General features: G+C 64.8%; 14 protein-coding genes. 8 read left to right on the top strand and 6 right to left on the bottom strand.

All coding sequences use genetic code 11. The features are described from left to right. Positions 1-124: 124 nt before the first annotated feature. Together DZK26_RS09995 and epmB are read right to left on the bottom strand one after the other, a co-directional pair. On the bottom strand, positions 125-2,182 hold the full coding sequence (locus tag DZK26_RS09995; RefSeq protein ID WP_116897319.1) for an EAL domain-containing protein: 2,058 nt from the start codon (positions 2,180-2,182) through the stop codon (positions 125-127). Between the two features lie 54 nt (positions 2,183-2,236). Next, positions 2,237-3,244, bottom strand: a complete 1,008-nt coding sequence (epmB, locus tag DZK26_RS09990; RefSeq protein ID WP_116897318.1) for an EF-P beta-lysylation protein EpmB — start codon at positions 3,242-3,244, stop codon at positions 2,237-2,239. Positions 3,245-3,315: 71 nt separating this feature from the next. Between epmB and efp the strand changes: the two genes are divergently transcribed. The 5 genes from efp to DZK26_RS09965 are packed head-to-tail and all read left to right on the top strand — an operon-like array spanning position 3,316 to position 7,493. Next, positions 3,316-3,885, top strand: a complete 570-nt coding sequence (efp, locus tag DZK26_RS09985; RefSeq protein WP_116897317.1) for an elongation factor P — start codon at positions 3,316-3,318, stop codon at positions 3,883-3,885. A gap of 4 nt (positions 3,886-3,889) precedes the next feature. Next, a complete protein-coding gene (locus tag DZK26_RS09980) occupies positions 3,890-5,236 on the top strand; it encodes a TRZ/ATZ family hydrolase (RefSeq protein WP_116897316.1) in 1,347 nt (448 codons plus the stop codon). Then, positions 5,233-5,949, top strand: coding sequence for a bifunctional 2-polyprenyl-6-hydroxyphenol methylase/3-demethylubiquinol 3-O-methyltransferase UbiG (ubiG, locus tag DZK26_RS09975; protein WP_116897315.1), 717 nt, complete (start codon positions 5,233-5,235; stop codon positions 5,947-5,949). Before DZK26_RS09980 ends, ubiG begins: the two co-directional genes overlap by 4 nt. 3 nt (positions 5,950-5,952) lie before the next feature. Further along, on the top strand, positions 5,953-6,639 hold the full coding sequence (locus tag DZK26_RS09970; RefSeq protein WP_116897314.1) for an HAD family hydrolase: 687 nt from the start codon (positions 5,953-5,955) through the stop codon (positions 6,637-6,639). Continuing rightward, on the top strand, positions 6,639-7,493 hold the full coding sequence (locus DZK26_RS09965) for a squalene/phytoene synthase family protein (RefSeq protein WP_116897313.1): 855 nt from the start codon (positions 6,639-6,641) through the stop codon (positions 7,491-7,493). Before DZK26_RS09970 ends, DZK26_RS09965 begins: the two co-directional genes overlap by 1 nt. Here DZK26_RS09965 and DZK26_RS09960 read toward each other — a convergent pair. After that, positions 7,480-7,767 carry an FmdB family zinc ribbon protein gene (locus DZK26_RS09960; protein ID WP_116897312.1) on the bottom strand — a complete coding sequence of 96 codons (288 nt, stop codon included), beginning with the start codon at positions 7,765-7,767 and terminating at the stop codon, positions 7,480-7,482. The two genes, DZK26_RS09965 and DZK26_RS09960, sit on opposite strands and share 14 nt — an antisense overlap. A 102-nt stretch (positions 7,768-7,869) precedes the next feature. Here DZK26_RS09960 and DZK26_RS09955 point away from each other — a divergent pair, with 102 nt between their 5' ends. Both DZK26_RS09955 and DZK26_RS09950 read left to right on the top strand, forming a co-directional pair. Further along, positions 7,870-8,553: an SDR family NAD(P)-dependent oxidoreductase gene (locus DZK26_RS09955; protein ID WP_181918280.1), complete on the top strand. Its 684-nt coding sequence runs from the start codon at positions 7,870-7,872 to the stop codon at positions 8,551-8,553. Positions 8,554-8,581: 28 nt separating this feature from the next. After that, positions 8,582-8,926, top strand: coding sequence for a histidine triad nucleotide-binding protein (locus DZK26_RS09950; RefSeq protein WP_116897310.1), 345 nt, complete (start codon positions 8,582-8,584; stop codon positions 8,924-8,926). A gap of 181 nt (positions 8,927-9,107) precedes the next feature. Here the strand turns inward: DZK26_RS09950 and DZK26_RS09945 are convergent, their stop codons facing one another. Then, the gene (locus DZK26_RS09945) at positions 9,108-10,436 is read right to left on the bottom strand and encodes an MFS transporter (protein WP_116897309.1); all 1,329 of its coding nucleotides are present in this window, start codon (positions 10,434-10,436) and stop codon (positions 9,108-9,110) included. Beyond that, complete coding sequence (locus tag DZK26_RS09940; protein WP_181918279.1) at positions 10,433-11,332, bottom strand: CsiV family protein; 900 nt, start codon at positions 11,330-11,332, stop codon at positions 10,433-10,435. The genes DZK26_RS09945 and DZK26_RS09940 overlap by 4 nt, the downstream gene beginning before the upstream one ends. Before the next feature lie 91 nt (positions 11,333-11,423). Here DZK26_RS09940 and DZK26_RS09935 point away from each other — a divergent pair, with 91 nt between their 5' ends. After that, entirely contained in the window at positions 11,424-13,430 is a 2,007-nt protein-coding gene (locus tag DZK26_RS09935) for a S9 family peptidase (protein WP_181918278.1), read from the top strand. A gap of 7 nt (positions 13,431-13,437) precedes the next feature. Here DZK26_RS09935 and DZK26_RS09930 read toward each other — a convergent pair whose 3' ends face one another. Next, the gene (locus DZK26_RS09930; RefSeq protein ID WP_116897306.1) at positions 13,438-13,941 is read right to left on the bottom strand and encodes a glycine zipper 2TM domain-containing protein; all 504 of its coding nucleotides are present in this window, start codon (positions 13,939-13,941) and stop codon (positions 13,438-13,440) included. Positions 13,942-14,154 lie beyond the last annotated feature (213 nt).

Genomic DNA, 14,154 nt, shown 5'->3' with positions numbered 1-14,154 from the left:
TTTGCCGCGCGAGGCAAAAGGAATTCGCCGCAAGAGCGCGCGAAGCGCGCCGGGCGAAACCGCAGTTGACTTGTCGAGACCACCACCGCGTGCGGTGGCAACAGTCACCCAAGGTAACTCCGGGCTAAGCGGAAGCCTCCTCTCGTACAAACTCCCCCTGGACCAGGATAATCCCGAACTGCCACAGTGTGGCCAGATCGCCGGTGTTCTCGACCTGGGGTGCGATGATGCGCGTTTCGTGTTGACGTGCCTCGCTGACCAGGCTGGAAAGTTTGTGGCGCAGGTCCTCGTTGTCGCTCAGGTCCTGAATCATTTCCGGCGCGAGCCGCAGGAAATCGAGATCGAGATGGCGCAGCAGGCTTTCGGCCGGGGCGTCGGGCCCGACGTCGCAAAGGGCGAAGCGGCAACCGCTTTCACGGAAGCGTTCGATGAAGGACTGAACCGGCCTCAGTTTTTCGCGAATTTCGGCTTCGCGAAAGCCGAGAATCATCCGTTTCGGATCCAGGGCCGCGTCGCCCAGGCGCTTGAACAGGTCGAGCGCGGACTGCTCGTTGCTGATCGTTTCCAGGCTCAGCGGGACCAGCCATTGGCCACCCTCGTTCTTGCGTTCGCTGGCCAGTGCCTGGAGGCGGTCCATCATTTCGGCATCCAGCTTCGTCGCCAGCCCGACTCGCGATGCGATATGCATGTAAACCGAAGGAAGAATGACCTCGTCGCTGTCTTCCGGGCGCAGGCGGGTTTCGACCTCGCTGATGAGGAAATCGTCATCCTCCATGCTGGTGATGGGCGAGGTCACCAGGCCGAATTCGTCGTGATCGAGCGCATGGCGCAGGCGTTCGGCCCAGGCCGCGTCGTCCTCGTCGCCCTCCGCCGAAACGCGCGGGCGGTAGCGCACGAAGCCGTTGCCGCCGGCCCGCAGGGCCTCGGCCAGTGCCGACTCGGCCTGTTCGATCAGGGCTTCGGGATGCGGCAATTCGCTGCCGGCGACGGCCAGGCCGACCGCGACCGAAACGGTCAGGCTGTTGTCGCGTACGTCGATGATCCGGCCCGAACAGTTCTCCACGATTTCGCTGGCGAGTTTCTCGGCCTCGCTGCGGTCTTTGCAGTCGGCGACGAGCGCGAAGGTGTGATCGCGCAGCCTCGCCATCGTGTATTCCTCGCCGACGACGTCACGGAAGAGTTCCGATGTTTCACGCACCAGGTCGTCGGTTGCGCCCACGCCGACCTTGTCGAGCAGATTGTCGTGATTGTCCAGTGACAGGACCAGCATCGACAAGCCGCTGGTGTTGGACCGGCCCTTGACCGTCTGGTTGAGCAACTCGATGAATGCCGGCGTATTGAGCATGCCGGTGAGCAGGTCGGAGGTCTTGAGTTTGCGCAGTTCTTCCTCGAGTTCGGGGTCGGCCTGCGAGATCTTTTCGCGCACCAGCATCTGTGCGCAGTATTCGCCGCCGTAACGGGCGGGCGAAAAGTCGACCGAGGCCGTGAAGGCCGGGCCGTCCTGGCGGTGAGCATTGAGCAGCAACTCCTCTTCCGGCAGCTCGTCGCGGGCGATGGCCTTGAGTACCTGCCTGAGATCCGGTCCGTCTTCACTGGACGAGAGCAGGTCGAGCATGGACAGGCCTTCGAGATCCTCGAAGGACTCGAAGTCGAACAGTTCGAGATAGGCGCGGTTGGCGTAGATGTGCAGCCCTTCGTGGATATAGGCGATGGCCTCGCTGGAGCTGTCGAGCAGGAGCGTGTAACGGTCCTCGATGTCGGCCAGGCTCTTCAAGGCCTGCTCGGCGTCCTTGCGTGCCCGGAGCGACTCGACCTGGCTCAAGACCAGTCGCTTGAGTTGCCGTAACCCGGTTTCGTTGACGAAGCCTTCGACGCCGACCGCTGCCACGGCCATGGCCGAGCGACTGTCTTCCTCTTCGATCATCGCCAGTATCGGTACGAAGCGATCCTGTTCCCGGGCTGCACGCACGCTGGCCTCGAAAAGGGGCAGGTCGGCCGAGTCGACATGGATCACGACCATGTCCACCCGTTCTGACTCGAAGGTTCGCGATACGGCGTTGCCGGTATCGGCGAACAGGGTGCGCACGCCGGCGTCGTCTCCGAGCATCTGCTGGAGCTGGCGCGGTGCCGAGGGGTCGTCGGTAACGGTCAGGATGCGGATTTCGGTCGGCTGATTGGCCATCGGGGTTGCCTGTGTTTCTTGTTGCCTGGAATCTTATCGTCGCTGGACGGCCGGTTAAAGTACCGGCAGCTTGTAGGGCTCACCGGCCACTTCGCGGACCAGCCTGGGTACAAGATAACCCGAGAGTTCGCGTCGAAGTGTCTCCATCATGTCCACGGCGCGTGACTCGTCGCTTTCGAATCGCTGGGCGCCTGATACCGGATCGAGCAGGTGCAGGTAGTAGGGCAGCGCGCCGGCGGCGAAAGATCGCCGCATCAGGCCGGACAGGGCCGGGGCCGAGTCGTTGATGCCGGCCAGCAGGACGGCCTGGTTGAGCACGTGAGCGCCGCGACCGCGAATCCCGCGAATGCCTTCGTCGACCGCATCATCGAACTCGTTGGCGTGATTGGCGTGGACGACCATGACGGTCGGCCAGGGCAGGTTGCCGATCCAGTCGAGCAGATTCCCGGTGACACGGTCGGGCAGGATGATCGGCAGGCGGGTGTGGATTCTCAGCCGGCGAATGTGCGGGATTGCAGACAGCTGTGTCGTCAGTTCCTGCAGCCGGCCGGTTGGCAGCATCAGGGGATCGCCGCCGGAGAGAATGACCTCTTCGATGCTTTCGTCACCGGCGATGTACTCCAGGGCGGGGCGCCAATGATTGTTTCCGGCATGTTCAGTGGCGTAGGGGAAGGCCTGGCGGAAACAGTAGCGACAGTGGACGGCGCAGGCGCCCGTGGCGACCAGCAGCACCCGCCCGCGATACTTGTGCAGTAAGCCGCGGCCGGCCGAGCTGGCCCGGTCGCCGACGGGATCGTCGTTGTAACCGGAGACGCGGTCCTCCTCACTGCGGTCGGGGAGTACCTGGAGCAACAGCGGATCCCGGCGATCGCCGGGTTGCATTCTGTCGATGAACGGCTGCGGTACCAGCATCGGAAAGCGGCTGCCTGCAGGCTCGTCGGCAAGCGCCAGTCCCAGCCTTTCGAGCAGTTCGGCGGGATTGCGGGCGGCCTGGCGCAAATGATCCCGCCAGTCGATTGGCTTGGGTGCAAATGCCGTTCGCGCTAAACTATGCGACTTCATTGAAAATGGTATCCCGAGAAATCATCGCCCCGACCGTCGCGGCCGGGGCGTCATTGTAATCCGGAGTCTTCATGGCAACCTACAGCACCAACGAGTTCAAGTCAGGCCTCAAGATCATTCTCGACGGCGATCCCTACAACATCGTCGAGAACGAGTTCGTCAAGCCCGGAAAGGGCCAGGCTTTCAACCGGGTCAAGGTGCGCAACCTGCTGACCGGCCGCGTAATCGAGCGAACCTTCAAGTCCGGCGATTCGGTCGAGGCCGCCGACGTGTTCGAAAAGGAGATCCAGTATATCTACAGCGACGGCGAGTTCTGGCATTTCATGGATCCGGAGTCGTTCGAACAGATCGCCGCTGACGAAAAGGTCGTCGGTGATTCGGCCCAGTGGCTCAAGGAAGAAGACATGTGCCAGGTCACGTTGTGGAACGGCTCGCCGATCCAGATCCTGCCCCCCAACTTCGTGGAGCTGAAAATCGTCGAGACCGATCCGGGCCTGCGGGGCGATACCTCCGGTAGCGGTGGCAAGCCGGCGAAACTAGAGACCGGTGCGACGGTGCGGGTGCCGCTGTTCGTCCAGGAAGGCGAGGTGATCAAGGTGGACACACGCACCGGCGAGTACATGTCGCGGGTCAAGGACTGATGCGATGACCGCCGGTACTGAAGTTCTGCTGCCGCGCTGGGTCGTCCCGGTCTGTCCGGAAGGCGTCGTTCTCGAGGACCACGCTGTGCTGGTCGAGAACGGCTGCATTGCGGCCGTAAGCCCGGCCGGGGAACTGGTCGAGGCGCATCCGGATGCGACCGTCACACGCCTGCCGGATCATGCGCTCATGCCGGGGCTGGTCAATATACACACCCACAGCGCGATGGCTCTCATGCGCGGACTGGCGGACGACCTGCCGCTGATGCGCTGGCTTGAGCAGCACATCTGGCCGACCGAGCAGCGCTGGGTGGGTGCTGAATACGTCCGTGTCGGTACCGACCTGGCCATGGCCGAGATGCTCGCCGGCGGCACGACCTGTTTCAACGACAACTATTTCTTCCCGGATGTGACGGCGGCGGCCGCCGATCGGGCCGGCATGCGCGCGAGTATCGGCATTCCGATCATTTCGGTGCCGACGGCCTGGGCCCAGACCGAGGACGAGTATTTCCGCCGCGGCCTCGACATGCATCAGCAGTTGCTGGAAATGCCGCTGGTTTCATCGGCTTTCGCGCCGCATGCGCCGTACACGGTCACCGACGATGCCTTTCACCGCATTCGCTCCCTGGCCGAGGAAATGGAGATCCCCGTCCATCTCCACCTGCTCGAGACGGCCGGCGAGATCCAGGGCAGCCTCGATCAGTACGGCTTGTCCCCGCTGGATCGAATGGATTCGCTCGGCCTCCTGACCGACCGGTTGCTGGCCGTGCACATGACCCAGCTTGACGATACCGATATTGCCCGGCTGGCGCGTTCGGGCGTTCACGTCCTGCACTGTCCCGCGTCCAACCTGAAGCTGGCCAGCGGCATCTGCCGGGTAGCCGATCTCGACGCCGCCGGCGTCAACGTGGCCATCGGCACCGACGGTGCGGCGAGCAACAATACCCTCGACATGTTCGCGGAAACACGCCTGGCGGCTCTGCTGGCCAAGGGCGCCAGCGGCGACCCCGAAGCCGTCCCGGCCGAACGCGCCCTGTCCATGGCCACCATCAACGGTGCCAGGGCGCTGGGCCAGGAAGACCGCATCGGTTCGATCGAGGTGGGCAAACGGGCCGACATGGCCGCCGTCGACCTGTCCGCCATGGCAACCGCGCCGGTCCATCACGTCATTTCGCACCTGGTCTATGCGGCTTCCCGAAGCCAGGTCAGCGATGTCTGGATCGATGGCCGCCGCGTGGTCGAACGAGGCGAGTTGACCACGCTCGATGCCGAACGAACCGCGCGCGAAGCCGCACAGTGGGGCCGGCGGCTGTTCGAGAGCGACCAGGGCGGCACCCGGGCGGTGAAGTCGTGAACGCCGGTACGAAACAGGACAACGTCGATCCGCGCGAATCCGACCGGTTCGACGCCCTGGCCGCACGCTGGTGGGATCCGGAAGGTGACTTCAGGCCGCTGCATGACATGAACGCCCCCCGGGTCGAATACCTGTCCGAACGCGTGGACCTGGACGGCAAGCGGGTCCTCGACGTCGGTTGCGGCGGCGGTGTGCTCAGCGAGGCCCTGGCCCACCGCGGCGCACAAGTGACCGGCATCGACGCAGCCGGGCGTGCGCTCGAAGTGGCCCGGTTGCACATGGCCGAGAGCGGGCTCGAGATCGACTACCGGCACGTCACCGCCGAGACGCTGGCACGGGACGAAGCGGCCACTTACGACGTTGTCTGCTGCCTGGAGATGCTCGAGCACGTGCCCGATCCCGCACAGACGGTCGCGGCATGCGCCCGGTTGTGCCGGCCCGGGGGAACGCTGCTGTTCAGCACCATCAATCGCTCGCCCATGGCCTGGGCGGCGGCGATCGTGGGCGCCGAGTACGTGCTGCGCTTGCTGCCGCGGGGCACCCACCGCTACGACCGCCTGATCCGACCGGAAGAACTGGCCGAAGCCTGCCGGCGGGCCGGCCTGGATGTGCGTGACATTACCGGCATGAGCTATAACCCGTTCTCGCGCACCGTACACATCGGCGGTGCACCCCGGGTCAACTATTTCCTCCACGCCACACGGCCGGAGTGAGCCATGGCTTCGGCCGCGTTTCCCGAGGCCGTGCTGTTCGATCTGGACGGCACCCTGATCGACTCCGCGCCCGATCTTCTGGCCGCATTGGATGCCGTGCGTGCCGACTTCGGCCTGCCGCCAAGTGATCACGGCCAGCTGCGCGAGCACGTCTCGAGGGGCGCCGTCGGCATCCTTGCCGCCGGGCTGCCCGGTTGGGGGGCGTTGACCGAAGCCGAGCGCAACAACGCCCGCGACCGTTTGCTGGATTTCTATGCCGGGCATTGCTGGGTCCATTCCGCCCCGTTCGAAGGTATCGAGGCGCTGCTCGAGCGCCTGCGGGAGCGGGGCATTCACCTGGGTATCGTGACCAACAAGATCAGTCGTTTCGCCGAGCCGGTGCTTGAACATGCCGGGTGGGGCGGGGATTTCGGCTGCCTGGTTACCGGCGACCGGGTCGAACGGTCGAAGCCGGATCCCGAAGGCGTTCTGGCGGCTTGTCGGGGCCTCGATGCGCAGCCGGAGCGAACCGTTTTTGTCGGCGACGACCGCCGTGACGTGCTGGCCGGCGCCGCCGCCGGGGTCCCCACGGTGGTGGCTGCCTGGGGCTACATCCCGAAGGACGAGCGTCCCGGCGACTGGAATGCCGATGCCGTGATCGATCGGCCCGAAGAATTGTTGGCCTGGCTCGGTGCGAGGGAGGCGGGCTGATGGAGCAGCCGATGCATTGGTGCCGGGAACGCATGCTCGGCCGGGGCAGTCCGCTGGCCGCATCGCTGCACTTCGCGCCCGAGCGAAGGCAGGACGGCATCGTGGCCCTGCGAACGCTCATTTCCGAGATCGCTGCGGTTCCGGACACGGTCAGCGACCCCGACGTCGGCCGCAAGAAGCTCGCCTGGTGGCGGGATGCGCTGCGTGAACGTTCCCCGCATCCGGCCATCGAAGCCCTGGTGGCCAGCGGCGCGGCCGACCGGCTTGCCCCGGAACGCTTCGATCCGTTGATCGTCAACGTCATGGAGACCCTCGAAAGTCCGCGTTTCGAACGCAGCGACGACGCCTGGCGGCATTGCATGGCCCTGGGCGGGCCGGCCGCGGCACTCGAAACAGAACTGGTCGATCCCGAAAGCGAGTCCTTCGACAACTGGGCCACCCTGGGTGGCTACGCCTACCTGGTCAGGCTGGTGCGCGATCTCGGGATCGATGCGCGCGCCAATCGCTGGCTGGTGCCCCTGGATTTGCAGGCCGAGTACCAGGTTGCCCGGCAAGACGTACTGGCTCGATCATCCGGCCGCGGCTTCGACGGTATGGTGCGGGCCTGGCTCGATGATGGCGCGAGGCGGGTCGCTGCCGCCCTCGAGGACAGATCGGCCGAAGAATGCTGGCGGCAACGGCATCTGATGGTGGCATACGCCCTGGACCGTCGCCTGGCCCGGGCCCTGGCGCGTCATCCACGGCGGATTCTCGAGCGGCGCGTGCAATCCGGACACATGGGGAATGTCTGGTGCGCCTGGCGCGAGGCCCGGCGCCTGCGGCGCGGTGCAGCGTCCCGCGTCAGTCCGAACTGATGATATCCGGGCCCTTGCCGGCCGACTTCTCGTAGACGCCCTTGCCGATCTTGCGGTACTGCGTGAAACCGGCCTTCTCGACTTCGCTGGTCGAAGGCGCACGTGAATTCTGTCCGGCTAGGTTGGGCGGGGAGATCACCCGCCGGACGGCCTGTCCGCAATATGGGCACTTCTCCATGGGCGGGTCGTCGATCTTCTGCAGGATCGTGACGGGCTTGCCGCAGTAGTCACAACCGGCGTTAGGATCGATGCTGACGTATTCGTAGAACGGCATGCCCTCATTGTAGCGCCGAAGCGCCGCCGCGCGGGGCTACCCGGGCGCAGCGAATCTGCGACAATGCTGCGCCTGCAACGATCTGCTATCGGTGACAAGCGAATGAACGATTCCACGCGAAAGGTCTGGCTGATCACCGGTGCGGCCGGTGCCCTCGGCAGCGCCCTGGTCAAACCGGTGATGGCCGGCGGTGCCGACTGCATTGCGCTCGACCGTCAGTCCGGGGCGCTCGATGCCCTGCATGATGAGCTACAGGAACGTCATGGACGGGCGCCGGCACTGATGCCCATGGATCTCGCGGGTGCCGGTCCGGACGATTACCAGCGCCTGGCCGAAGCGGTGGAAGCGGAGTTCGGCCGCATCGACGTACTGGTTCACAATGCCGCGACTTTCCAGGCGCTGCGGCCGATGCTCCAGCAACAGCCCGGCGAATGGCTCGAAATCGTGCAAACCTCCCTGACCGCACCGTACATGCTCACCGCCGTGCTTTCGCCGCTGATGACGGCCGACTCGACGATCGTTTTCGTGAATGACGGCCATTGTCTCGATCATCCCGGTGGCTGGGGCGCTTTCGGCGTGGCCCAGGCGGGGCGGCGACAGATGGTAAAAACCCTCCAGGCCGACCGCGCCCGCAACGGCGCGCGCGTGATCGGGGTCGATCCCGGTCCGTTCTACAGCCGGCTGCGTGTGGCGGTCTGGCCGTCGGATTCGCCCGAGCATCTGCCCGGTGCCGATTCCGCGGCGGAGAAAGTCATCGCCGCCGTCGAACAGTCCGAACATTCCTGACCTTAGTGCACCACTAGGAGGCAAGCCCATGTCAGACGACCTGTTCATGAAGATCATCGACCGGGAGATTCCCGCCGACATCGTCCACGAGGACGAGGAAATCCTGGCGTTTCGCGATATCGATCCGCAGGCACCGGTCCATATCCTGGTCGTACCCAAGCGCCGCATCCCCACGATCAACGACCTGGAGGCCGACGATGCCGCCCTGGTCGGGCGGATGGTGCTGATCGCCAGGCAGCTCGCGGCCGACGAAGGGCTGTCGGAGGACGGCTATCGCCTGGTGTTCAACTGTAATGAAAAGGGCGGCCAGTCGGTATTCCACATCCACCTGCACCTGCTCGGCGGCCGCCAGATGAAATGGCCGCCTGGGTGAGGCAACGATTCAATTCGAGGCCTCCCAAGACGCCTTGCCATACTTGAACGCCGTGCTGTGGATCCAGTCGAAATTTTCAAATTCGAAGCACCAAATCACAAACAAACATTCGAATGATCGAAATTCGAATGTTCGAAACGGTGAGACGCTTTCCTGGGAAGAGGGGTAGGAAGCCCGCACATCAGGGCTGTTGGGTTTCTGGAAGACGACTGCTCAGCCAGGCGCCGGCCAGGCCCATGGCGGCGAGGATCAGGATGATGCCGGAGGTCGGCATGACGGTGGTCAGTGCGCCGACGCTGCCGGTCAGCAAAAGCACGACGCCGATGACGGTGTTGCTGACGGCCACGTAATCGGTGCGCTTGTTGCCGCCGGCCAGGTCCACGATATAGGTCTTGCGGCCCAGCCGAACGCCCGCGTGGGCGATCGCCAGCAGGAAGAAAAACAGCGGGTAGAGCCATGCACTGCCGGCAAGCGCCGGCAGGCCGTGGACCGTGCCGACCAGGAAGATACCCACCAGGGCGGCGCAGGAACCCGCCAGCACCATCACCCGCCGACTCGATATGTCGGCGAAGCGTCCCCAGAAGGGTGCGGAGACCAGGCTGGCGAAGCCGTCGGCGATCACGAACAGACCCAGCACCACGAGGGCTCCCTCGGTGCGTTCATGGGCGAGCATGATGAAAAAGGGCGCGCTGAGCGACGAGCACAGCAGCAGGGAGCGAGCGATGACGAAACGCCGGAAATCCGGATCGTTCCGCAGCAGGCCCAGGCGTTTGACGGCCTCGGTCAGCGCATTGCCGCCGCCTTCGGTGGCGCCGGGGAATTCGCGGATCAGGGCGTAGGAGACCGACGCCACGAACCAGAGCCCGGCAGCGATCAGCAGGAGCAGCAGGTAGACGTTCTTGTCGCCGCCTTCGCTGCCATCGAGCAGCAGCATGATGCCCACGCCGATCGTGATCGCACCGGCCAGGGATTGCGACCAGCCGTTGACCCGGCCTCGTCGGGTCCTGGGCACGGTCTTGCCCAGCACGTCCTTGGATGCGACCGAGCACAGACCGCGCGAGAGACTGAACAGCACCAGAGCGGACAGGAGACCGAATCCGGCCGCGGTACCGGTCAATGTAACGGCGGCCATGGCCATGCCGAGTACCGACAGGGCCTGCAGGATGCTGCCGAACACGAAGGTCCACTTGCGCACGGCCTGGCGCCGCACGAAACTGGCGATGACCAGTTGCGGGATTAGTGACCCTGACTCGCGGACGGGAACCAGGAAGGCAGTGAAAACGCCCGGTGCCGACAGGGCGGCCAGCAGCCAGGCCAGGATGGTCTTGGGATTGGCGATGGCATCGCCGAGCTTGGTGAAAAACTGGGTGATGACCTGGAGCAGGAAATTGCCGGGCACCACGCGGCAGGCATCCTCGTCGATGTCCTTGCACACGCGTGCGTCTTCCTCGTTGACCAGCTTCTTGTAGATATCCTCCAGGCGAGTGCTGGCGAAAAATCTATCCCTCACGGTGATTGGGCTTCTTCATCGGACGTCTCCGCTTCTTCCTCGGGCGGTTCCAGTTCGTAGGGGGTGACGCGCAACAGCAGCCCGATCCATTGAGAATCGAAGTACTCGAATCGATCGGGACGTATGGTGCGGCTCTGATCGAGTCGGTGGACTTCGAGTTCGGCGTCGCGGATCGCTACCGGAAAGGGCGTGGGGCCGACCGCTGCCGGCGACCGCCAGTCGAGCGTGACATCGGCATGCATGTACTGGCGCTGGCGCAACCGGATGAAGCCGTCGAGGCGGTAGTGGAATGCCGGCGTCAGCTCCTCGACGTTCTCGACCGGCCGGCCGTCGCGCAGCAATCGGCCGGTGGCCGAGAGGCTGACCCAGTCGACACCAATCAGCTGATCGTCATGAATGCGGACGGCTTTCCCCCGCGAACCCTGTCCCACCGGCTGATACCAGGCAAGCCAGGCATGCATGCGGTAAGCGCCGGAGCGCTGCAGTCGCCCCCTGGCCCGCTCCATCGGCTCGGAAAGTGTTTCGAGCGCTCGCCAGGGTTCGGGATAGAGCAGGGCTTGTGTGACGGTTTGCTCGCCGCTTTCCAGGTTGGCGATGGTGTCGACCACGCTCAGGGCCGCTTCCAGATCCGAACTTTCGGTGTCCTCGCCGTCTTCGGCCCGCTCGAGCCTCTGCTGGTGGGCGAATGCCTGCCAGGCGGGATCCAGGGCGTCGGTGTAATCGGCAGGTTGTTCGAGTGGCCAGGCGTCGTTTTCGCCGCCGGCGTGCGTGAACGCGATCACCTCGACCCGGTGGAACGCCTTGCCCTCATCCGCGCCGTTGTCCTGGGCGAGCGGAGGCAGTCCCGGGACGGCGACAGTCAGGATGGCAAGCAGTGTCGGTAGCGAAAACTTCATGGCGCAAAAGTGTAACCGAGTCCTGCCTGTGCCGGGTTGTCGTGTCTCTGGTATCTTTCCCTGTTGTGAATCCATCAAGTCAGGAAGAAACATGACTCCAACCAGACTCCCAGTACTGCTCCTCCTGCTGATTTCGGCTCCACCCTTGCTTGCTGAGGGCATGAGCCTGGAGCAAATCGCCGGGCTCGAGCAGGTTCGGGAAGTGGCGCTCAGCCCAAATGGGCAGGAAATCGCCTTCACGCGCGCCGTACCCCGTGACCTCGCCGAAGACGAGGACGGTTCCGCCTGGCAGGAACTGCACCTGGTCGATGCCGAGGGCAGGGTGCGCGGCTTCATCACCGGCGACGTGTCGGTCGGCAATATTGGCTGGACACCGGACAGCTCGGCCATCACCTTCATCGACAAGCGGGGCGATGACGAGCATCCGAGCCTGTACCGCATCCCGGTCGACGGTGGTGAGGCGCAGCGCGTGGCGACCGTGGGTGAGGGTGTGGTTGACTACAGCTTCTCGCCCGACGGCAGCGCGGTGGCGCTGGTGGCCGCCGAATCCGAGCCGAAAGAGGTTCAGGAGCTTCGCGAGGAAGGCTTCGACGCGATCATTTTCGAGGAGCAGTGGCGCCCGCGCCATCTCTGGATTCACGATCTCGAAGGCGATGACGAGCCGCGGCGGATCGAGGTCGACGGCTCCGTCCAGGCGGCTGACTGGTCACCGGCCGGCGACCGGCTGGCCCTGCGTGTCACGCCTCGCCAGCTCGTCGACGACACCTTGATGTTCCAGCGGATCCGGATCGTCTCCCCCGACGGCGAGGAGCTCGGCCGGGTGGACAATCCCGGCAAGCTGGCCGATATCGCCTGGAGCGACGACGGCCGGCACCTGGCCCTGATTGGCACCGAGACCATCAAGGACACCCGGGCCGGCCGACTGCTGGTAACCGACGACGACGGCGGTGAATGGACGCATCTGATGCCCGGCCTGGAAGGACATGTCATCGACATCGACTGGGCCGGTGACGAGATCGTCTTCGTCAGTCACGAAGGCGTCGAAGCCCGGATCGGGCGAATCGGGGCCGATGGCAGCAATCCGGAAACGTTGCTGGACGAGACCGGGTTGATCGCCACTTCCGTCGAGGCCCGCGGCGGGCGCATCGTAGCGGCGGGTTCCACACCCCGATACCCCCGGGAAGTCCACTTGCTGGATGACGATGGCGCCGAACGCCTGACCGAAAGCAATCCCTGGCTGGCCGAGGTCGAGCTGGCGCGCCAGCAGGTCATCGAGTACGAAGCACGGGACGGTCTCATGATCCAGGGCCTGCTGGTGTGGCCGCTGGACTATTCCGAGGGCAAACGTTATCCGCTGATCCTGGGAGTCCACGGCGGCCCCGAAAGCCATTATTCCAATGGCTGGTTGACCAGCTACAACCTGCCGGCCCAGCACGCGGCGGCCGAAGGTTACTTCATGTTCTACCCCAACTACCGGGGGAGTACGGGTCGCGGTGTCGAGTTCGCCCTGCGCTCACAGGGTCGTCCGGCCAGGGAGGAATTCGACGACCTGGTCGACGGCGTCGATCACCTGATCGAGCAGGGCTGGGTCGACGGCGATCGTGTCGGTATCACCGGCGGCTCGTATGGCGGTTACGCCACCGCCTGGGGCGCCACCTACTATTCCGAACGCTTTGCCGCGGCCGTCATGAACGTCGGGCTGTCGGACAAGATCGCCATGCTTGGTACCTCCGACATCCCGCAGGAACTCTACGAAGTCCACTACCGTACCTGGCCCTGGGAGGACTGGTCGCTCTATCGGGAGGCGAGCCCGATTTACTACGTCGAACGAGCGCAGACGCCGATTCTCATCCTGCACGGCGCGGCCGATCCGCGCGTCGATCCGACCCAGTCCCGGATTCTCTATCGCTATCTCACCCTGCAGGAAGATCCGCCGCCGGCGCGCCTGGTGCTTTATCCCGGCGAAGGTCACGGCAATAGCCGCGCCGCCAGCCGTTGGGACTACAGCCTGCGCCTGATGCGCTGGATGAATCACTACCTCAAGGGCGAAGGCGGCGACCCGCCGCCCCATGAACTCGACTACGGTCCGTTCGAGTAGACCGGATTCAGTCGACCGGGTCGACGGAAACGCGCACGCGGATGGTGTCGCCGGGCGGGTGTGCCATCGTGGTTCGATGCAGCCGGCCACCGTATTCATAGGTGACGCGATAGCCGCTGTCGACCGTGCGCTCGCGCCAGTCGCGCTCGATCCGGCAGCGTTCGCGGGTGGCCGGGTAGCGACGCCCGTCGCGCGCTTTCGAGGCATCATGGCCGATGGCACCGCCGAGCAGGGCGCCGGCCGCCGTGGCGGCGTCGCGTCCACCGCCGCTGCCGAACTGGTTGCCGATGACGCCGCCGATGATCGCGCCGAACACGGTCGGGGCGTGCGAGTGACGACGCTCGCGCACATACGCTGTTTCCTCGCGGCAGATTTCGCGATCGACCGGCGTTCGGTGGACTTCGCGAATCGGTTCCACGTCGACCACACGGGCCGTTTCATAACCGCCGCCGGCCAGGGCCAGGCCGCTTGCCGCCAGAGTGGTAATCATGATCAGGATTCGAGCTTTCATGGCTGATGCCTCCTCAGAGCTTGGCCGATGCTGGTTGTCACCGTCACGGATTAGCTTATGGGGATTCGGCTGAATCGGTTCTGAACCGTCTCCGGTTATTCGCGGCGCTTCACGCCCAGGGGCGCTGGTCAGGTTTAGCCACCGGGCGCTGTGGTGGCCTCGACACTTCAAAGGCTGTTTCGCCCGGCCTGCTTCGCAGGCTCTTGCGGCGAG

The sequence above is a fragment of the Wenzhouxiangella sp. 15190 genome, from assembly GCF_003417465.1.
Classification (GTDB): Bacteria; Pseudomonadota; Gammaproteobacteria; order Xanthomonadales; family Wenzhouxiangellaceae; genus Wenzhouxiangella.
Note: the sequence above shows the minus strand (reverse complement) of the source record. Positions and strands in the feature narration are given on the sequence as shown.